The sequence below is a fragment of the Nocardia sp. NPDC051570 genome, assembly GCF_044454005.1.
Taxonomy (GTDB): domain Bacteria; phylum Actinomycetota; class Actinomycetes; order Mycobacteriales; family Mycobacteriaceae; genus Nocardia.
The window spans coordinates 366,254-385,406 of sequence record NZ_JBITDI010000001.1; the positions used below are offsets into that span (position 1 = coordinate 366,254).

The 19,153-nt window shown below is 68.1% G+C and carries 16 protein-coding genes and 1 pseudogene; 1 reads left to right on the forward strand and 16 read right to left on the reverse strand.

The window, feature by feature from the left end; translation table 11 throughout:
• Positions 1 to 27 precede the first annotated feature (27 nt).
• Complete coding sequence (locus ACIA76_RS01690) at positions 28 to 675, reverse strand: PadR family transcriptional regulator (RefSeq protein WP_397147226.1); 648 nt, start codon at positions 673 to 675, stop codon at positions 28 to 30.
• A gap of 102 nt (positions 676 to 777) precedes the next feature.
• Positions 778 to 2,214: a carotenoid oxygenase family protein gene (locus ACIA76_RS01695; RefSeq protein WP_397147228.1), complete on the reverse strand. Its 1,437-nt coding sequence runs from the start codon at positions 2,212 to 2,214 to the stop codon at positions 778 to 780.
• A gap of 66 nt (positions 2,215 to 2,280) precedes the next feature.
• Here ACIA76_RS01695 and ACIA76_RS01700 point away from each other — a divergent pair, with 66 nt between their 5' ends.
• Positions 2,281 to 2,967, forward strand: a complete 687-nt coding sequence (locus tag ACIA76_RS01700; protein ID WP_397147230.1) for a TetR-like C-terminal domain-containing protein — start codon at positions 2,281 to 2,283, stop codon at positions 2,965 to 2,967.
• Between the two features lie 33 nt (positions 2,968 to 3,000).
• Here the strand turns inward: ACIA76_RS01700 and ACIA76_RS01705 are convergent, their stop codons facing one another.
• The 14 genes and pseudogenes from ACIA76_RS01705 to ACIA76_RS01770 form a co-directional block, all read right to left on the reverse strand.
• A complete protein-coding gene (locus ACIA76_RS01705) occupies positions 3,001 to 4,908 on the reverse strand; it encodes a primosomal protein N' (protein WP_397147956.1) in 1,908 nt (635 codons plus the stop codon).
• Positions 4,909 to 5,415: 507 nt separating this feature from the next.
• A pseudogene (locus ACIA76_RS01710) lies at positions 5,416 to 5,853 on the reverse strand (primosome assembly protein PriA); the annotation flags it as partial.
• 90 nt (positions 5,854 to 5,943) lie between these two features.
• Positions 5,944 to 7,158, reverse strand: coding sequence for a methionine adenosyltransferase (gene metK, locus ACIA76_RS01715; RefSeq protein WP_397147233.1), 1,215 nt, complete (start codon positions 7,156 to 7,158; stop codon positions 5,944 to 5,946).
• A gap of 250 nt (positions 7,159 to 7,408) precedes the next feature.
• Complete coding sequence (gene coaBC / locus ACIA76_RS01720) at positions 7,409 to 8,626, reverse strand: bifunctional phosphopantothenoylcysteine decarboxylase/phosphopantothenate--cysteine ligase CoaBC (RefSeq protein ID WP_397147235.1); 1,218 nt, start codon at positions 8,624 to 8,626, stop codon at positions 7,409 to 7,411.
• Between the two features lie 123 nt (positions 8,627 to 8,749).
• A complete protein-coding gene (rpoZ, locus tag ACIA76_RS01725) occupies positions 8,750 to 9,025 on the reverse strand; it encodes a DNA-directed RNA polymerase subunit omega (RefSeq protein ID WP_397147237.1) in 276 nt (91 codons plus the stop codon).
• Between the two features lie 55 nt (positions 9,026 to 9,080).
• Entirely contained in the window at positions 9,081 to 9,662 is a 582-nt protein-coding gene (gmk, locus tag ACIA76_RS01730; protein WP_397147239.1) for a guanylate kinase, read from the reverse strand.
• 8 nt (positions 9,663 to 9,670) lie between these two features.
• On the reverse strand, positions 9,671 to 9,988 hold the full coding sequence (gene mihF, locus ACIA76_RS01735; protein WP_040748769.1) for an integration host factor, actinobacterial type: 318 nt from the start codon (positions 9,986 to 9,988) through the stop codon (positions 9,671 to 9,673).
• Between the two features lie 559 nt (positions 9,989 to 10,547).
• Positions 10,548 to 11,372 (reverse strand): orotidine-5'-phosphate decarboxylase, encoded by an 825-nt coding sequence (gene pyrF / locus ACIA76_RS01740; protein ID WP_397147242.1) that lies wholly within the window; start codon positions 11,370 to 11,372, stop codon positions 10,548 to 10,550.
• Positions 11,369 to 11,503 carry a hypothetical protein gene (locus ACIA76_RS01745; RefSeq protein WP_397147244.1) on the reverse strand — a complete coding sequence of 45 codons (135 nt, stop codon included), beginning with the start codon at positions 11,501 to 11,503 and terminating at the stop codon, positions 11,369 to 11,371. Before ACIA76_RS01745 ends, pyrF begins: the two co-directional genes overlap by 4 nt.
• Positions 11,504 to 11,651: 148 nt before the next feature.
• Entirely contained in the window at positions 11,652 to 14,960 is a 3,309-nt protein-coding gene (gene carB, locus ACIA76_RS01750) for a carbamoyl-phosphate synthase large subunit (protein ID WP_397147246.1), read from the reverse strand.
• On the reverse strand, positions 14,960 to 16,072 hold the full coding sequence (carA, locus tag ACIA76_RS01755) for a glutamine-hydrolyzing carbamoyl-phosphate synthase small subunit (RefSeq protein WP_397147249.1): 1,113 nt from the start codon (positions 16,070 to 16,072) through the stop codon (positions 14,960 to 14,962). The genes carB and carA overlap by 1 nt, the downstream gene beginning before the upstream one ends.
• Entirely contained in the window at positions 16,069 to 16,575 is a 507-nt protein-coding gene (locus ACIA76_RS01760; protein ID WP_397147251.1) for a transporter, read from the reverse strand. Before ACIA76_RS01760 ends, carA begins: the two co-directional genes overlap by 4 nt.
• On the reverse strand, positions 16,575 to 17,873 hold the full coding sequence (locus ACIA76_RS01765; RefSeq protein WP_397147253.1) for a dihydroorotase: 1,299 nt from the start codon (positions 17,871 to 17,873) through the stop codon (positions 16,575 to 16,577). The genes ACIA76_RS01760 and ACIA76_RS01765 overlap by 1 nt, the downstream gene beginning before the upstream one ends.
• A 144-nt stretch (positions 17,874 to 18,017) precedes the next feature.
• Positions 18,018 to 18,983 carry an aspartate carbamoyltransferase catalytic subunit gene (locus ACIA76_RS01770; protein ID WP_397147255.1) on the reverse strand — a complete coding sequence of 322 codons (966 nt, stop codon included), beginning with the start codon at positions 18,981 to 18,983 and terminating at the stop codon, positions 18,018 to 18,020.
• Positions 18,984 to 19,153: the final 170 nt, after the last annotated feature.

The following is a 19,153-nucleotide window of genomic DNA, read 5'->3' on the forward strand; positions in this document are numbered from 1 at the left end:
GCGCCTGGGCACAACGTTTCGGAGCCGCTACTTTTCCTGGGTGTCGTCGTCGGCCAGGATCCGATAGAGCGAACGCCGGGCCTCGGTGAGCACCTCGGCCGCCTTGGCCGCCTGTTCCGGCGTGCCGGCCCGGGCCACCTGGGCGACCGCGCCCATCAGCTGACCGACCAGTTCGCGGAGATCCAGCGCCTGATCGCCGATGCCGTCGCGCACCTCCTGCCAGGGATCGCCGAGTTCCTCGGCGTGCGCCCGGATGTACTCGACGCCCTCATCGGTGAGCTTGGCGGTCTTGCGACCCGAGACGCGCTCGATGATCACCAGACCCTCGTCCTCGAGCTGCGCCAGCGCGGGGTAGATGGATCCCGGGCTGGGCCGCCAGACATCCTCGCTGCGCTCGCGGATCTGCTGGATCAATTCGTAGCCGTGCATCGGACGCTCCTGCAGCAACAGCAGAATCGCCGCGCGCACATCGCCGCGCCGACCCCGGCCGCCGCGACCGCGACCCCGGCCGAAGTGTCCGCCCTGGCCGAAGTCCGGACCGAACGGTCCGAACTCGGGCCCGCCGCCGCGCCGGCCGCGCGGATGACGGTGGAACTGTTCCGGGCCGCCCTGTTCGCGACCCGGTCGGCGGCCGCGCCAACGGCCGCGCATCTCAATGTTCTCCATGTTTTCCATGGCTTGCCTCCTCAGGCTTGTCCTTACGTTGACGCTATTGACGATATATCGGCAATGCATCATCGACAAGTGTGAGGAGGGACACGAACCGACCGGACCGTACTAGGCGGACGGTATCCAGTTGCCATGGAATCCCGCCGGTACCCGGTGCGGCAGATGTACGCGGGCCACGTCCTCGAGCGTGCCCGCGTCGAGGATGGCCAGATCGCTGGTGTCGGAGGGGGCGTCGTAGACGAAGCCCATGAGTACGCCGTCGTCCTCGGCGGCGTCGGGGGCGGAGGGCTCGAAGACGAACTCGCCCAAGGACTTTCCGGGTCCGAAGGATCGTGCGGCGGTGGTCCCCGCGACGAAATCGTGCTTGAGCAATTGCGGACTGCCGCCCAGGTCGACGCCGACTGCGGGCGCGTATCCGTAGCGGTGCCTCCTACCGGTGCGCCGCCCGTCGACCCGCGAGAACTCCTGGGCGCGGTCGTCGACGCGGTTCTGCCGGACCTTGCTCCCGCTCAGATCGATCTCCCAGCGGTCCAGGGCGGGCGGGCCGTCGTTCGGGCCGTGGTAGTCGCCGGCGAACATCGTCGCGTAGCGCACCACGTCGAGCACGATGGTGTCGCCGTCCTCGTAGGCGTTCATGGGGTGGAAGACGTAGCAGGGTTCGATATCGAACCAGCGCACGTCCTGGTTGCCGCCCGCGCGCGGCATGACGCCCAGGCGCGCCGGATAGCGCGGATTCCAGCGGTAGGGCATCCGCCGGTCCCGGGAGGGGCGATTCTGCCGCGTCCCCGGGGGATTCGGGATCGGTACGCGACCGACCAAGGCGGACAACAACAGTCGCACCGGTAGGCGCAGTGCGCGGGGCACGGTCATCTCGACCGCCTGGCGCGCGTCGAAGGTGACCGGCAGATCGTAGAAGACGATGTAGTTCTCGGTCAGTGAGAAGTCGTGCATCATCGGCGCACCGCTCACCTCGATATCGACCGTGCGCCGGGCCCGGCCGTCGACGCCGATCACCGAATACTGGACCTTGTTGCCGCGCTGGAACGAATACGACACCGCGTGCAGCTCACCGGTTTCGGGATCGCGCTTGGGATGGGCCGTGTAGCCGCCGGTGAGGGTGCCGTCGAAATCGCAGACGCCGACGGTGTCGAGTTCCTCGGTGAGTTCGTAGTTGGGTACTCCCCCCTCGATCAGGGCCAGGGTGCGCCCGGCGTGACCGATGACGTTGGTATTGGCGCCGATGCCCGAGACGTCGTCCATCCTGCGCGGCAACCGCTCATCGAGCGCGCGGGCGGTGACCGGGCCGCGCACCCAGCGATTGCGGTACCACTCGGCACGGCCGTCGCGCAGGCGCACGCCGTGCACCATGCCGTCCCCGATGAACCAGTGATACAGCGCGGGATCCAGCTCGCCGACCGGATTGGGTCCGTTGCGCAGATAGCGGCCGTCGAGATGGTCCGGGATAGCGCCGGTGACCTTCAGGTCGGTCAGCGTGTACTCGTGTTCGATCGGGGCGAAGACGCCCTCGAGATAGCGATTACCCATGGCAGGCTCCCATTAAGGAATAACGTTGTTATGGGGTTAGGATAACGCTGTTATGGAGGTGTGGCAATGGTGAATTCCCGCTCCCGGCAGACGAATTCGGCCATGCGGGCGCAGCTGATCGAGGCCGGGATCGAGCTGCTGGAGACCGATGGCCCCGAATCGCTGCAGGCCCGCCGGGTCGCGGCCGCGGCCGGCGCGTCGACGATGGCGGTGTATACGCATTTCGGCGGGATGACCGAACTGCTCGGCGCGATCGTCGCTGAGGCGTTCGCCCGATTCGGCGCGGCGCTGAGCGCGGTGGCGCCGAGTGCGGATCCAGTCGCCGACTTCTTCGTCATGGGGTACGCCTACCGCCGGTACGCCCTGGACAATCCGCAGCGCTACCGCCTGATGTTCGGACTCGCCACCCCCTCCGAACCGCCCGCCACGACCCACGATTTCACCGCTGCCCCGGTGACCGACGCGATCGGCGCGGAGACCTTCGAACAGCTGGTCACCGTCGTCGACCGCATGATCGCCGCCGAACGCATCCGCGCCGACCCGATCCGCGACGTGGCCGCCCGCCTGTGGAGCCTCATCCACGGCATCGTCCTGCTAGACCTCTCGGGCAGCTTCGGCGCCGAGGACCGCGCGATCACCCAGATCCTGATCCCCGCGACGGTCGACATCCTCGTCGGCATGGGCGCCGACCGCACCCACATCGAGTCCTCGCTGACCCGAGCAGCCGAAACGATCTTCGGCCGGGCCGACTGAATCGCGTGGATGAGTTCGTAGGGCCGGGGGGGATCAGCCGATGTCGATCGGGTCGATCTGGACGCGGAGGGGGGCGTCGGAGCGGTGGGTGCTACGGACGGCCTGGGCGGCGGCGAGGGCTCGGGACAGGGCCATGCCGGCGGGGCGGGTGGCGCGCAGGATCATGCGTTCGACCTCGATGGGGGAATCGCCGGAGGAGAAGGGCTTTCGCGCGCCCGGGGGCAGGGCGACCGGACCCAGGATTTCGACCTCGGGGGGAAGCTTTGCCTCGCCGAGCAATTCGGCGATGGAGTCGGCGGTGCCGTCGATGGCGGCCAGGCGCACGGCCGGGGGGAAGCGGACCTCGGTGCGGGCGGCGAGTTCGAAATCCGCGTGGCCCACCGGATCCCAACGGACCAGGGCCTGCACCGTGGGGGCGGCGGGATCGGCCATGACGATCACTCGGCCGGTCGAGCGGACCAGCGTGGCCGCGGTCATCCAGCGGCGCAACGCATCCTCGGCCGCGCGCAGATCCGCCCGGCCCAGCAAGGCCCAGCCGTCCAGCAGCAGGGCTACTCCGTATCCGCCGGGCGCCACCGGCTCGGCCCCGATGGTCGCCACCACCACCTGCGGACCCTCGGGTATCGAATCCAGTACGGCCGTGCCGCCGGATCCGCGAATCGGCACGCCGGGAAATGCCCGGCCCAGTTCTTCCTGCGTGCGCGCGGCGCCGATCACCACGGCCCGCAGCGCCCGCGAACCGCAGGATCCGCAGCGGAACGCGGCCTCGGTCTTACCGCACCATCGGCAGCTGGGGCTGTGCGCGACCTCGCCGGATGTGCTGCGCGAGAACGCGACTCCCAGATCCCGGGCGGAGCCGGTGAGTAGTTGTGTGCGGTGCTGCTCGCCGCCGTCGGGTCCTGCGGCTCGCTCGGGTCGTACCCGGCCATCGGATCGACCCTCGACCTTGGCCCCGGCCCGATCGGACTGGGCTCCCGCACCTCTCGACCGGCTCGTCGGGGCATTGTCCGGCAATGCCAAGGGCCCGTTGCATTGCCGGCAGCGCGCGGGCGTCCGGCATTTCGCGCACGACAATGCCGGGACGTATCCCCGCCGGGGAACCTGCACGAGTACCGACTCCCCCGCCGCCAGCGCGTTGCGGGCGGCGGTGAAGGCGACGCCGGGGATGCGGACCGCCCGTGCGACCGGATCTCGTTCCAGCGCAACGTCGCTATCGCCCGGCGCGCTGATCCGCGGCATCTGCTCGCGCAGTACGGACCGATCGGCGAGCAGATCGTGCGCCCATCCCGATTCCACCACGGCCTGAATCTCCGCGGTCCGCGAGAATCCGCCCGCCAGAAACGCCGCCCCCGTCTCGTGCGCCCGCAACATCGCCACCTCGCGTGCGTGCGGATACGGCGATCGCGGCTCGGCATACGTGTCGTCGCCATCGTCCCAGATGACGATCAGCCCAAGCTCTTTCGCGGGCACGAAGACGGCGCTGCGCGTGCCCACCACCACCCGGGCACTCCCCCGCAACGACGCCAGCCACCGCCGGTACCGCGCCGCGGGCCCCAACCCCGCCGCCAGCCCCACCACCGCATCCCCCACCAATTCGGTGCAGGCCCCCAACACCCGATCCAGATCCCGCTGATCCGGCACCAACACCAGCACACTGCGCCCACCAGCGACGGTCACCGCCGCCAACTCCGCAATCCGCCGAGCCCACTCCTCCCCCGGCAAGGCCTGCCACGCCGCCCGCGGCCCCCGCCCCTGTCCCAGCGCCGTGAGAAACGACTCCCCATGCCGATACTTCCGCCAACCGGGGAATTGCGAAACATCCATGGCCACAGCCCCATCCCGGTGCTGCCCCTGCCCGGACTCCGTCCGGGCAGGGGACTCTGAGAGGGCAGCCGCCTCGTCAGGGGACTCCGAAGGGGTATCCGCCTCGCCAACGGACACCGAGCGGACATCCGCCCCGCCAACAAACTCCGAGCGGGCATCTGCCTCACCAACGGACACCGAGCGGACGTCAGCCTCACCAACAGACTCTGAGCGAGCATCCGCCCCGCCAACAGGCACCGAGCAAGCGTCCACCTCACCAACGGACACCGAACGGACGTCAGCCTCACCAACGGACACCGAGCGGGCATCCGCCTCACCAACGGACTCTGAGGGAGCGTCCGCCTCGGCAGGGGAAACGGAGAGGGCATTCGCCCCGGCGGGAGAACCAGCGAGGTTGTCCGCCTGAGTGGGCAAGTCGGAGAAAGGCTTTGCCCGGGTGGGGCGATGAGTGGGGCCGTCGGACTTGGTGGGGGGATCAGCGGGGTCGGCCGCCTGGACGGGAGCGTCCGAGTGGTCGTCGGGGTCGGTGAGGGGGCCAGAAGGGTTGTCCTGCTGGGTGAATGGATGAGAGACGTCGTTCGCCGGAGTAGCCGACTCCGAGGGGGCGGGGGTGTTCGGGTTGTCGTCCGACTCGGTGGAATCCGTCGGACCGGGCCCGGGCGGAACGTCCTGGGACGGTGTGGTTTTGAGCTTCGGGGTTTCCGATTCGGCCTTGGCGTGGCGGGGTGGGATAGCCAAGCGGAGGACGTCGGCTCGGGTGCCCGCGTAGCGGGAGGCGACGGCCTCGACCAGGCGGAGGATCTCGGGGGTGAGGACCCGTTCAGGGGAGACGACTCGCTCCAGGCGGACGAGTTTGCCGGTGTGGTCGGAGGTTTCGAGGCGGGCCAGGATGAAGCCGTCGATGAGGCGGCCCGAGAAACGCACGCGGACGCGCACGCCCGGTTGGGCGTGCGCGTCCAGGTCTGCGGGAACCAGGTAGTCGAAATCCCGGTCCAGATGGGCCGGTTCGAGCAGCGGCAGAACGCGCGCGATGGGACGCGCGACTGCCGCCGCTTCCGGCACCGGGGTGGCCAACTAGAGGCCGACGGCCGCGCGGAGCTTGTCCGCGCGCATCAGATGCGGCCTCCCACAGCAACCCATCCAGCCGCCTCCTTACAGGCCGACAGCCGCGCGGAGCTTGTCCGCACGGTCGGTGTGCTCCCACGGGAGGTCCACGTCGGTGCGGCCGAAGTGGCCGTAGGCCGCCGTGGGGGCGTAGATCGGGCGCAGCAGGTCCAGGTCGCGGATGATCGCGCCGGGACGCAGGTCGAAGACCTCGGCCAGGGCCGCGGAAATCTTTGCGGGATCGACCTTTTCGGTGCCGAAGGTCTCGACGAACAGACCGACCGGTGCGGCCTTGCCGATGGCGTAGGCGACCTGCACCTCGACCCGTTCGGCCAGATCTGCGGCGACCACGTTCTTGGCGACCCAGCGCATGGCGTAAGCGGCCGAACGGTCCACCTTCGACGGATCCTTGCCGGAGAACGCGCCACCACCGTGGCGAGCCATGCCGCCGTAGGTGTCGACGATGATCTTGCGGCCGGTCAGGCCCGCGTCACCCATCGGGCCACCGAGTACGAACTTGCCGGTCGGGTTCACCAGCAGCCGGATGTTCGAGATGTCCAGCGGCTCGGGCAGTTCCAGCTCGGCGAGCACCGAATCCACGACCTTCTCGCGGATATCGGGGGCGAGCAGGTTGTCCAGATCGATATCGGCGGCGTGCTGGGTGGAGATGACCACCGTGTCCAGTCGGACCGGGCGCGCACCGTCGTATTCGATGGTGACCTGGGTCTTACCGTCGGGACGCAGGTACGGCAGCACGCCGGACTTGCGAACCTCGGTCAGCCGCCGCGACAGGCGATGCGCCAGCGCGATCGGCAGCGGCATGAGCTCGGGGGTCTCCTTGGTGGCATAACCGAACATCAGGCCCTGGTCGCCCGCGCCCTGCCGCTCGATCTCGTCGTCGGAGCCGCCGACGCGCGCCTCGTGCGAATGATCAACGCCCTGGGCGATATCGGGCGACTGCGCGCCGATGGCGACGTTCACGCCGCAGGAGGCACCGTCGAAGCCCTTGGCCGAGGAGTCGTACCCGATCTCGAGCACCTTCTCGCGCACGATCGTCGGAATGTCCGCATAGGCCGATGTGGTGACCTCACCGGCCACGTGGACCTGGCCGGTTGTGACCAAGGTCTCCACCGCGACACGGCTGCGCGGATCTTGCGCGAGCAGCGCGTCGAGTACGGAATCGCTGATGGCATCACAGATCTTGTCGGGGTGACCCTCGGTCACGGACTCACTAGTGAATAGCCGGCTACCGGACGTGCGCACAGTTAATCCCTCTCCCTCAACGGGTTTCTGTCTCGGGACTGCGACGGTAACGGCATGACGTCATCGCACAGTCCTTTGACTCAGACTATTCCAAACCACCGACGGGGTGGGCGATGACGCCGCTGGCGCGACGCCCCCACCAGCGACAACACCTCCACAGGGCTCCGTTTCGGCGGCCGGTGCGCTGACACACACAATGCCATGACGCATTGCGTGCCATATTTCAGGATAAGCCGGAACCGGCGGCGCGTCAGCGCAGGAGGGGTCCCAGCGCGTCGAGCACCCGGCTGGCCAACAACGCCTTCGATCCGTGATCGAGGGCCTGTTCGGTGCCGTCGGCGCCGAGTAGCCAACCGTCGTTGTTGTCGACCTCGAAGGCCTTACCTTCGCCAACCGCGTTGACTACCAGCAGGTCACAGCCTTTTCGCTTCAGCTTCGCGCGGGCGTAGGTCAGCACATCGCCCTGCTCGTCACCGGTTTCGGCGGCGAATCCGACGATCGCCAGACCCGGCAGCCGGCCGTCGCGGCGCGCCTGCACCAGCCCGGCGAGAATGTCGCGATTCTTGGTGAGGCCGATCGAATCCGGTTCTCCGGCACCCTTTTTGATCTTCGCGGCGGCCACATGGTCGGGCCGGAAGTCGGCGACCGCGGCGGCCATGATGACCGCATCGGCGCCCGCGGCGTGTTTGTCCACCGCGATACCGAGCTGCTCGGCGGTGGTGACATGCACCACCTCGACGCCGGCGGGGGGTTCGAGTCCGATGGTATTGCCCGCGACCAAGATCACATGGGCGCCACGCTGGGCGGCCACCCGGGCCATGGCATAGCCCTGCTTACCCGAACTGCGATTGCCCAGGAACCGCACCGGATCCAGCGGTTCGCGCGTGCCGCCCGCAGACACCACGATGCGGCGGCCCTCCAGATCGCGCGGGATGGCATCGGTGCGCTCGAGCAGCAGCGAGGCCAGCGCGAAGATCTCCTCGGGCTCGGGCAGCCGGCCCGGACCGGTATCGGCGCCGGTGAGGCGGCCGGAGGCGGGTTCCATCACGATCGCGCCGTGCTCGCGCAGCGTCCGCACATTCGCCACCGTGGCCGGATGCTCCCACATCTCCGTATGCATGGCCGGGGCGAACAGCACGGGACATCGCGCGGTCAGCAGCGTCGCGGTGAGCAGATCGTCGGCACGGCCCATCGCGGCGCGTGCCATCAGATCGGCGGTCGCGGGCGCGATCACCACGAGGTCGGCCTCCTGGCCGATCCGCACATGCGGTACCTCGGGGACATCGGCGAAAACGCCTGTGTCGACCCGATTTCCGGACAGCGCCTCGAAGGTCGCCTTGCCGACGAACTGCAGCGCCGACTCGGTCGGGATCACTCGGACGTGATGCCCGGTCTCGGTGAACTTGCGAATGAGAGAGCAGGCCTTGTAGGCGGCGATCCCGCCGCCCACGCCGACAACGATCCGCATCTGACTACGCCTCTTCGGGGTCCGGGTGTGGTGGGCGGCTGTATACGACGGGGGCGTTCGCGGGGCCCTGCGTGGTTACGCAAGCTGCCGCCTCCGGGCCCTGACGCCAACGCCCCAAAGCCGTTACTCGCCTTCGGAGTGCTCGAGCAGATCGGAGTGGATCTCGCGCAGCGCCACCGACAGCGGCTTCTCCTGCAGGCCCGGCTCGACCAAGGGACCCACGTACTCGAGGATGCCGTCGCCGAGCTGGTTGTAGTAATCGTTGATCTGACGGGCCCGCTTGGCCGCATAGATGACCAGCGCGTACTTCGACGACGTGCGCTCGAGCAGCTCGTCGATCGGCGGGTTGGTCAGGCCGATGGGGGTGTCATAGGTGGGCACGGCCTTGGTATCGCTCACTAGGGAGGCTCCTGCGGGTCTCGGGTGGTGTGAATTCGGCCGGATCCGGCCGCACTCATTTCAGAATTGTGCTAACAAACAACGATACCAACTGCTCACAGGCGCTGGTCAGATCGTCGTTCACGATCACGGTGTCGAACTCGTCACAGGCGGCCAATTCCATCTTCGCCGTCTGCAGGCGACGCTCGATGACCTCGGGCGATTCGGTGCCGCGCCCGGTCAGTCGGGCGACGAGCTCCTCCCAGGTGGGCGGTGCCAGGAAGACCAGATGAGCCTCGGGCATCACCTTGCGGACCTGGCGCGCCCCCTCCAGATCCACCTCCACCAGAACGTTGCGCCCGGCGGCGAGTGCGTCGCGCACGGGTGCGGCCGGTGTTCCCGACCGCTGCAGGCCGCCGTGAATATCGGCCCATTCGAGCAGGTCCCCCTGTTCGATCATGACGTCGAACTCGGCCCTGGTCACGAAGCGATAATCGCGGCCGTCGACCTCCCCGGGCCGGGGGGCCCGAGTGGTGGCCGAGACACTGAAGACCAAGTCCGGCAGTCGTTCTCGGACGCACCGGACGATCGTCGACTTGCCGACGGCCGAGGGGCCGACCAGTACTACCAGTCGACCCTTCTGCGTGTGCTCGACCACCCTCGTGATCAGGCTTGGTCGAACTTCGCCAGCAGCGCCTTGCGCTGACGATCACCCAGGCCGCGCAGGCGACGGGTCGGGGCGATCTCGAGCTCGGTCATGATCTCGGCGGCCTTGACCTTGCCAACCTTGGGCAGGGCCTCGAGCAGCGCCGACACCTTCATCTTGCCCAGGACCTCATCGGTCTCGGCATCCTTCAGGACCGTCTTCAGGTCGGTGCCGCCACGCTTCAGGCGCTCCTTGAGCTCTGCCCGAGCGCGGCGAGCGGCAGCCGCCTTCTCCAAAGCAGCGGCGCGCTGCTCGTCAGTCAGCTGGGGAAGGGCCACGGTTCCTCCGTCTCATCGTTCATTGCATGATCTCCCGCCGGTAACCCGGCGGTCTGTGCGACCGTACCCACGCCGCCTGCCGATTGCGAACCCACCCCCCAGGTCAGCGCGGGATTCGGGCACGGTATCGCGCGTGCGGACGCCCCGTCGCGTCCCATCGGACCGATAGCGCAGATCCTACCGCCGATCTCGCGATTTACGTGATGACCTGCGATTTTCCGCCCTCTGACCGGCGTCGATGCCGGACAGCCGGGGTACCCGCAGCGGTTGTAATCCGGTCGTTATCCCCCGACCAGGAACTTTCTCGAGATTCTCGGCGTGTCGCAGTTTTCTGCCCCTGCGTGTCGCATGTCACGCACTCCCGCGCTCCGAGTCGCGCGACCGAATCGATGGCGACCGCGCGGGTCGGGGCCGAAACAACGCCTCAAACGCACGCTGACGCGGCAAAACACAGATCCGTAGCCCTCATCCGATCCGGGCCTTCGAAAACCGCAGCGGGGCACAGAAAGCGAACGGGCCGGTCTCATTCGAGACCGGCCCGTTCGGGGGTTGTCATGCGTCATGCCTGCAGGAAGGCGAACTCCTCGGCGAGCTGATGCACGCGAGTGCGCAGGGCCGCGACCGACGGCCCGGCCGCCAACACCTCGCGAGACACGTTGGGCAGCACCGCCGACAGGCTCTCCGGCGGCACCAGGGCACGGATCGACCCCGCTCCCCCGCCCTGAGCGCCGACGCCCGGCATGAGGATCGGGCCGTTGAGCTTGCTCAGATCCGGGGCCTCGGTGAGCGTCGCGCCGATCACCACACCGACCGAACCGAACGACGCGCCCGCATTGCAAGCGGCCGCGTCGTCGACCATCGTCTGGGCGACCGTGCGGCCGTCGGCGGTCACCGTGCGTTGCAGGGCGGCGGCCTCCGGATTGGAGGTGGCCGCGAGCACGATCACGCCGCGATCGTTGGTCATCGCCACTTCGATTGCGGGAGTGAGCGATCCGAAGCCCAGATAGGGCGAGACGGTGACGGCGTCGCTGCCTAGTGGACCGTCACCGAGCCAGGCCGCCGCATAGGCGGCCATCGTGGATCCGATATCACCGCGCTTGGCATCGGCCAGCACCAGCGTGCCGCCCGCCCGCAACGCGGCGATCGTGTCCTCGAGCACCATGAGCCCGCCCGAGCCGTACGCCTCGAAGAAGGCCACCTGCGGCTTGACCACCGCCACGCGGCCCTCGAACGCCTCGACACAGGTATCGGCGAAGCGTTTGAGCCCCTCGACGTCCTCGGTCAGGCCCCAGGCGCGCAGCAGCGGCGGATGCGGATCGATGCCCACACACAGCGCGCCGTGTCGCCCGGTGGACTCGCGCAACCGTTCACCGAACGACGTCACCGGCCCTCCGCGTCGGCGCCGGCGGTCGCCAGCTCCGGTTCGATCGGATCCTCGTCGATAACGAGTGCGTACCGGCCCATGGGCGGGGTGTCGCGGAATCCGACGGTCGAATACCCGCCGACCTTCCGCATGCCCCGGATATCCCCACCGCCCGGCAATGCCGCCTCACCGGTATCGAACGCCCGACGCCGACGGGGCTTGACCCGTCCTGCGCCGACGGGACGGGCACCTGCCCCAAACCCGATGGCTCCCACCGTAGTTGTCCTCTCCTGTTACCTGTCAGCCGCGCAGCACGGCATGCAGCTCTTGTAGTGAGCGCACCCCGATGCCGCCGTTGATCGTTGCCTCGATGCCCTGCACGGCCGCGGCCGCGCCCTGCACCGTGGTGATGCATGGAATGTCCGCACCCACCGCGGCGGTCCGGATCTCGTAGCCGTCGACCCGAGGCCCCGAATTGCCGTAAGGGGTGTTGAACACTATGTCGATCTCGCCATCTTTGATCTGATCGACGATCGTCGGTTTGTCGGTCGGCGACGGCTCCGAATGCTTGCGTACCCGCTCGCACGGAATTCCATTGCGCCGCAACATTTCTGCCGTTCCTTCGGTGGCCAGGATCCGGAAACCCAGATCGTGCAGCCGCTTCACCGGGAACACCATGGCTCGCTTGTCACGGTTGGCGATCGACACAAATACCGTACCCTCGGTCGGCAGCGAGCCATAGGCCGCGGTCTGACTCTTCGCGAATGCGGTACCGAAGTCGGCGTCGATGCCCATTACCTCGCCGGTCGACTTCATCTCCGGCGACAGCAGCGAGTCGATGCCCGAACCGTCCGGGCGGCGGAAGCGGTGGAACGGCAGCACGGCCTCCTTGACCGCGACGGGCGCGTCCATCGGCGCGTGCCCGCCGTCGCCCTCGGCGGGCAGCATGCCCTCCTTGCGCAGCTCGGCGATGGTGGCGCCCAACATGATTCGCGCCGCCGCCTTGGCCAGCGGCACCGCGGTGGCCTTGGACACGAACGGAACCGTCCGGCTGGCACGGGGATTGGCCTCGAGCACGTAGAGCACATCGTCCTTGAGCGCGTACTGCACATTGAGCAGGCCACGCACGCCGATGCCCTGGGCCAGCGCGGCGGTGCTGCGGCGCACGGCCTCGATATCGCTGCGGCCCAGTGTGATCGGCGGCAGCGCGCACGCGGAGTCGCCGGAGTGGATACCGGCCTCCTCGATATGCTCCATCACGCCGCCCAGGAAGACCTCCTCGCCGTCGCACAGCGCGTCGACGTCGATCTCGATGGCGTCCTCCAGGAACCGGTCCACCAGCACCGGATGCTCCGGCGAGAGCTCGGTGGCCCGGGAGATGTAGCCCTCCAGCGAGCCCTCGTCGTAGACGATCTCCATACCGCGCCCGCCGAGCACATAGGACGGCCGCACCAGCACCGGATAGCCGATGCTCGCGGCGATCTTCTTGGCCTGGTCGAAGGTGGTGGCGGTGCCGTACTTCGGCGCGGGCAGGCCGGCCTCGACCAGCACATGACCGAATTCGCCGCGATCCTCGGCCAGGTCGATGGCCGCGGCGGAGGTGCCGACCAGCGGGACACCGGCATCGGTCAGCCGCTGCGCCAGGCCCAGCGGGGTCTGCCCGCCCAGCTGCACGATCACGCCCGCGACCGTGCCCGATTCGCGCTCGGCGTGATACACCTCGAGCACATCCTCGAAGGTCAGCGGCTCGAAGTAGAGACGATCGGCGGTGTCGTAGTCGGTGGAGACGGTCTCCGGATTGCAGTTGACCATCACCGTCTCGTACCCGGCCGCCGACAGCGTCTGCGCGGCGTGCACGCAGGAGTAGTCGAATTCGATGCCCTGGCCGATGCGGTTGGGCCCCGAGCCCAGAATGATCACCTTGTCGCGCTCGAGCTGCGGGGCGACCTCGGATTCGGCGGCCGGATCCAGTTCGTAGCTCGAGTAGTGGTACGGCGTCTTGGCCTCGAATTCGGCAGCGCAGGTGTCCACGGTCTTGTACACCGGCCGGATGCCGAGGCGATGACGCAGCTCGCGCACGCCGTTCTCGCCCGCCAATTCCGGTCGCAGCGCGGCGATCTGGCGATCGGACAGGCCGTTGTGCTTGGCGCGGCGCAGCAGCGGCTCGTCCAGCACGGGCGCGGCGAGGATCTCGACACGCAGATCGACCAGACCGGCGACCTCGGCGACGAACCACGGGTCGATACCCGAGGCCGCCGCGACGTCCTCGATGCTCGCGCCCAGGCGCAGCGCGCGCTCCACCTGGTAGAGGCGGCCCTCGACCGGTACCCGCAGATCGTCGAGGATCGCCGCGACATCGGTCCAGCGCCCGTCGGGCTGGGTCCAGAAGCCCGCGGCCTTGGTCTCGAGCGAACGCAGCACCTTGCCCAGCGCCTCGGAGAAGTTGCGGCCCAACGACATCGCCTCGCCGACCGACTTCATGGTGGTGGTGAGGGTCGCATCGGCGCCGACGAACTTCTCGAACGCGAATCGCGGGGCCTTGACCACCACGTAGTCGAGCGTCGGCTCGAAACAGGCGGGCGTCTCCTTGGTGATGTCGTTGACGATCTCGTCGAGGGTGTAGCCGATGGCCAGCTTCGCGGCGATCTTCGCGATCGGGAAACCCGTTGCCTTGGAAGCCAATGCCGACGAGCGCGACACACGCGGATTCATCTCGATGACGATCAGGCGGCCGTCGCTGGGGTCGACGGCGAACTGGATATTGCAGCCGCCGGTGTCGACGCCGACCTCGCGCAGGATGGCGATGCCCAGATCGCGCATCTTCTGGTACTCGCGGTCGGTCAGCGTCATCGCGGGCGCGACGGTCACCGAATCACCGGTGTGCACGCCCATCGGGTCCACGTTCTCGATCGAGCAGACCACCACGACGTTGTCGCGGCTGTCGCGCATGAGCTCGAGCTCGAATTCCTTCCAGCCCAGGATGGACTCCTCGATGAGCACATTGGCCGTCGGCGAGGCGGACAGGCCGCCGCCGGCGATCCGGTCGAGGTCGGCATCGTTGTAGGCCATACCCGAACCGAGGCCGCCCATGGTGAACGACGGGCGCACGACCACCGGGAAACCCAGTTCCGCGACGGTGTCGTGGACCTCGTCCATGGTGTAGCAGACCCGGGAGCGGGCCGATTCGCCGCCGACCTTGGCGACGATGTCCTTGAACTTCTGCCGGTCCTCACCGCGCTGGATTGCCTCGAAGTCCGCGCCGATCAGCTCGACGTTGTACTTCTGCAGCACACCGCGCTCATGCAATGCGACCGCGGTATTGAGCGCGGTCTGGCCGCCCAGCGTCGCGAGAATGGCGTCGGGGCGCTCCTTTTCGATGACCTTCTCGACGAATTCGGCGGTGATGGGCTCGACGTAGGTCGCGTCGGCGTATTCCGGATCGGTCATGATCGTGGCCGGATTCGAGTTGACCAGCGATACCCGCAGGCCCTCGGATCGCAGCACCCGGCACGCCTGGGTGCCGGAGTAGTCGAATTCGCAGGCCTGGCCGATCACGATCGGGCCCGAGCCGATCACCAGGATGTGGTGCAGATCCTCGCGGCGTGGCATCAGACTCCCTCCATGAGACCGGCGAAGCGGTCGAAAAGATAGGCGGCGTCGTGCGGACCCGCGGCGGCCTCGGGGTGGTATTGCACGGAGAAGGCGCGACCGTCGATCAGTCGCACGCCCTCGACGGTGCCGTCGTTGGCGCAGGTGTGGCTGACCTCGGCGGCGCCGAACGGGGTGTCGAAGCGCTGCCCGGCCTCACCCTCGAGCGCGAAACCGTGGTTCTGCGCGGTGATCGAGATCTGCCCGGTGGTGTGGTCGATCACCGGCACGTTGATACCGCGGTGGCCGAACTTCATCTTGTAGGTCCGCAAACCCAGTGCGCGGCCCAGGATCTGGTTGCCGAAGCAGATACCGAACAGCGGAATGCCCTCGCCGAGAACGGCTTTGGTGAGCTCGACCGCGTTGTCCTGGGTGGCCGGGTCGCCCGGGCCGTTGGACAGGAACACCCCGTTGGGGTTGAGCTCCTTGATCTGGTCCAGGGTGACGCCCGAGGGCACCACGTGCACCCGCATACCGCGCTCGGCGAACATGCGCGGGGTGTTGGTCTTGATGCCCAGGTCGACCGCGACCACGGTGAAGCGATATTCGCCGATGGGCTCGATCGTGTAGACGTCGTCGGTGCTGACCTGTTCGGCCAGATCCGCGCCCAGCATCGAGGGCTGGCCGGTGACCCGGGCCAGCAGCTCCTCGGCCGAGGCGGCCGCGGCGGCGCCGGAGAAGATGCCCGCCTTCATCGAGCCGCGGCTGCGCAGATGCCGCACCAGCGCGCGGGTGTCGATCCCCGCGATGCCGACGACCTGCTGACGTTCCAGCTCGTCCTGCAGCGTGGTGGTGGCGCGCCAGTTGGAGGCGCGCTTGGCCGGGTCACGCACGACGTAGCCCGCGACCCAGATCTTCTTCGACTCGTCGTCCTCGTCGTTCCAGCCCGTATTGCCGATCTGCGGGGCCGTGGCCACCACGATCTGGCGGTGATAGCTGGGATCGGTCAGGGTCTCCTGATAGCCGGTCATCGCGGTGCAGAACACCGCCTCGCCCAACGTTTCTCCGGTGGCGCCGAAGGACGCGCCGCGGAATACGCGACCGTCCTCCAGCACCATCACAGCGTCGCTCATGCCTCTTCTCCCGTCATCGTGCTGATCGCGCTCGCCGTCCAGGCCGGATACACCGACTTGTCGTCCCCTCGGAATCCGGTGTCCACCTCGGTCCCGGTCGGCAGCTTCCAGCGAATTACCAGCACACCATCTTTTGTCATGACCTTGTTCGCGTGGCCCCGCTCGGTGCGTACCGCGGTGACCGATTCCTGGGGAATCCAGATCGGCATCGCGCCGTCGCGTTCGAGCAGGATGCCGCGCTCGAATCGGGTGAGCTCCGCCGTGGCCCGGAACCCCAGATCACCCACCGCGATGCGGTTCTGCCAGCTGGGCGCCAGCGTTGTTCCGGTGTAGAGGCCCGTGGTCGGCTCCAGCAGTTGCGCACCCAATTCCGCAGGCACCGGCGGCAATTCACCGACCGAGGCGGCCTGCGTCCGCGCCTTCTTCTGCCAGGCCCGATACATCAGCCACAGGAACAATAGGAACAGTGCCAGCAGCACGAGCACCCACAGCAGTCGCTCCATCAGCCTCTCACTCTCGCTTTACCGTCGCGGGCCGTGACCCGGCCGCGCAGGAACGTCGCCGTCACCCGCGCGGGCAGGGTCATCGCCTCGAAAGGCGTGTTGGTGGATATGCTCGCGAGCTCCGTTGCCCGCACGGTCCATTCCGTCTCCGGATCGACCAGCGTCAGATTGGCCGGTTCGCCGACCGCCAGCGGCCGGCCCTGATCGTCCAGACCCGCGATGCGCGAAGGGTTTTCGCTCATCACCCGCGCCACGCCACGCCAGTCGAGCAGTCCGGTACGCACCATCGTCTCGACGATGACCGACAGGGCGGTCTCCAGGCCCAGCATGCCGGGCCGGGCGGCGGCGAATTCGCAGCACTTGTCCTGTACGGCATGCGGGGCGTGGTCGGTGGCCACACAGTCGATGATGCCCTCGGCCAGGGCCCGGCGCAGGGCCTGGGCATCGGAGGCCTCGCGCAGCGGCGGATTCACCTTGTTGACCGGGTCGTAGGTCTCCAGCCGCGAATCGTCGAGCAGCAGATGATGCGGAGTGACCTCGGCGCTGATCGAAATGCCCTGACCCTTGGCCCATTTCAGCAGTTCGACGGTGCCCGCGGTGGAGGCGTGGCAGATATGCACGCGCGCACCGGCATCGCGGGCCAGCAGCGCGTCGCGGGCCACGATCGACTCCTCGGCCGCCCGCGGCCAGCCCTGCAGGCCCAGCCGCGCGGCGTTCGGACCCTCGTGCGCCACAGCGCCCTTCGTCAGCCGCAGCTCCTCCGCGTGCTGGGCGATGAGCACGCCGAGAGAGTTGGAGTACTCCAGGGCGCGGCGCATGATCAGCGGGTCGTAGACGCAGTGGCCGTCGTCGGAGAACATCCGTACCCCGGCCTCACCGGCGGCCATGGTGCCCATCTCCGCCAGCTGCTTACCCTCGAGCCCGACGGTCACCGCGCCGACCGGATACACATCGACCAGGCCGATCTCCTGTCCGCGCCGCCACACGTGATCGGTGACCACGACGCTGTCGGCGATCGGGCTGGTGTTGGCCATCGCGAACACCGCGGTGTAGCCGCCGAGAGCGGCCGCGGCCGAACCGGTTTCGATGGTTTCGGTGTCCTCACGGCCCGGTTCGCGCAGATGTGTGTGCAGATCCACGAAGCCCGGCAGCAGAATCTGCCCGGCGCCGTCGATGGTCTCGGCATCCATCGGGCCCAGATCCATTGCGATATCGCGGATCTCACCGTCGGCGAGCAGCACGTCGACCGGCTCGCCCTCGCCGTAGAGGCGCACATTCTTGATCACGATAGTGGTCATGCTCTGTCCTCCCTAGCATGAACGGAGCCCTTCATGGTTACGCTCCGCTGCCGCCTCCGGGCTTGACCGTTCATGCTCTGTCCTCCCTGGCATGAACGCAGCCCTCCATGGTTACGCTCCGCTGCCGCCTCCGGGCTTGACCGTTCATGCCACCGCCTCCCCGGTTCCGATCAGCAGGCGGAACAGCACCGCCATGCGCATATGCACGCCATTGGTAACCTGTTGCAGCACCGCCGCTTTCGGCGAATCGGCCACCGCCGACGCGATCTCCATGCCGCGCAGCATCGGGCCCGGGTGCAGCACCACCGCGTGCTCGTCGAGCAGCGCCATGCGCCGCTCGTTCAGTCCATAGTTGATCGAGTACTCGCGCGCCGACGGGAAGAACCCGCCGTTCATCCGCTCGGCCTGGACCCGCAGCATCATGACCGCGTCCGCACCGGGCAGTTCGGCGTCCAGCGAATGCGCGACCCGCACCGGCCAGGCGTCGACGCCGACGGGCAGCAGCGTGCGCGGCGCGACCAGCACCACCTCGGCCCCGAGGATCGCCAGCAGGAACGCGTTCGAGCGCGCGACCCGGCTGTGCAGGATGTCGCCGACCAGCACGATCCGCTTACCGTTGAGATCGCCGAGGCGCTGGCGCAGCGTGAGCGCGTCGAGCAGGGCCTGGGTCGGATGCTCGTGCATACCGTCACCGGCGTTGATGACCGCCGGGCCCGTTCCCGCGTAGCCGCTCGCGCCCGTTTCCAATTCGCCGAACCAGCGGGCGATCTGATGGGCCGCACCCGAGGCCGGATGCCGCACGATGAGCGCATCGGCGCCCGCCGCGTGCAGGGTCAGCGCGGTATCGCGCAGCGATTCGCCCTTGGACACCGAGGAACTCGACGCGCTGACATTGATCACGTCGGCGCTCATCCACTTCCCCGCGACCTCGAACGAGACCCGGGTGCGGGTGGAGTTCTCGAAGAACACGGTCATGACCGTGCGCCCACGCAGCGTCGGCAGCTTACGCACCTCGCGCCCCAGCAGCGCCTGTTCGAAACGCTGGGCGTCGTCGAGCAATTCGCTCGCGCTGTCGCGATCCAGATCGGTGACGGACAGCAGGTGCCTCACGACTCCACCTCGCTAACGCTCGGCTCCGCCGTAAGGCACAAGGCCGCTGCGCTGATGGTTCCCTCGCTCCGCTCGCTCACGACTCCACCTCGCTAACGCTCGGCTCCGCCGTAAGGCACAAGGCCGCTGCGCTGATGGTTCCCTCGCTCCGCTCGCTCACGACTCCACCT

Excerpts from the sequence above, each read along its gene's own strand:
- ACIA76_RS01690 (WP_397147226.1), bottom strand. The coding sequence starts at position 675 with ATGGAAAACATGGAGAACATTGAGATGCGCGGCCGTTGGCGCGGCCGC.
- ACIA76_RS01695 (WP_397147228.1), bottom strand. The coding sequence starts at position 2,214 with ATGGGTAATCGCTATCTCGAGGGCGTCTTCGCCCCGATCGAACACGAG.
- coaBC (WP_397147235.1), bottom strand. The coding sequence starts at position 8,626 with ATGCGGATCGTTGTCGGCGTGGGCGGCGGGATCGCCGCCTACAAGGCC.
- ACIA76_RS01700 (WP_397147230.1), top strand. The coding sequence starts at position 2,281 with ATGGTGAATTCCCGCTCCCGGCAGACGAATTCGGCCATGCGGGCGCAG.
- carA (WP_397147249.1), bottom strand. The coding sequence starts at position 16,072 with ATGAGCGACGCTGTGATGGTGCTGGAGGACGGTCGCGTATTCCGCGGC.
- carB (WP_397147246.1), bottom strand. The coding sequence starts at position 14,960 with ATGCCACGCCGCGAGGATCTGCACCACATCCTGGTGATCGGCTCGGGC.
- ACIA76_RS01765 (WP_397147253.1), bottom strand. The coding sequence starts at position 17,873 with ATGACCACTATCGTGATCAAGAATGTGCGCCTCTACGGCGAGGGCGAG.
- ACIA76_RS01760 (WP_397147251.1), bottom strand. The coding sequence starts at position 16,575 with ATGGAGCGACTGCTGTGGGTGCTCGTGCTGCTGGCACTGTTCCTATTG.
- ACIA76_RS01745 (WP_397147244.1), bottom strand. The coding sequence starts at position 11,503 with ATGCGGAAGGTCGGCGGGTATTCGACCGTCGGATTCCGCGACACCCCG.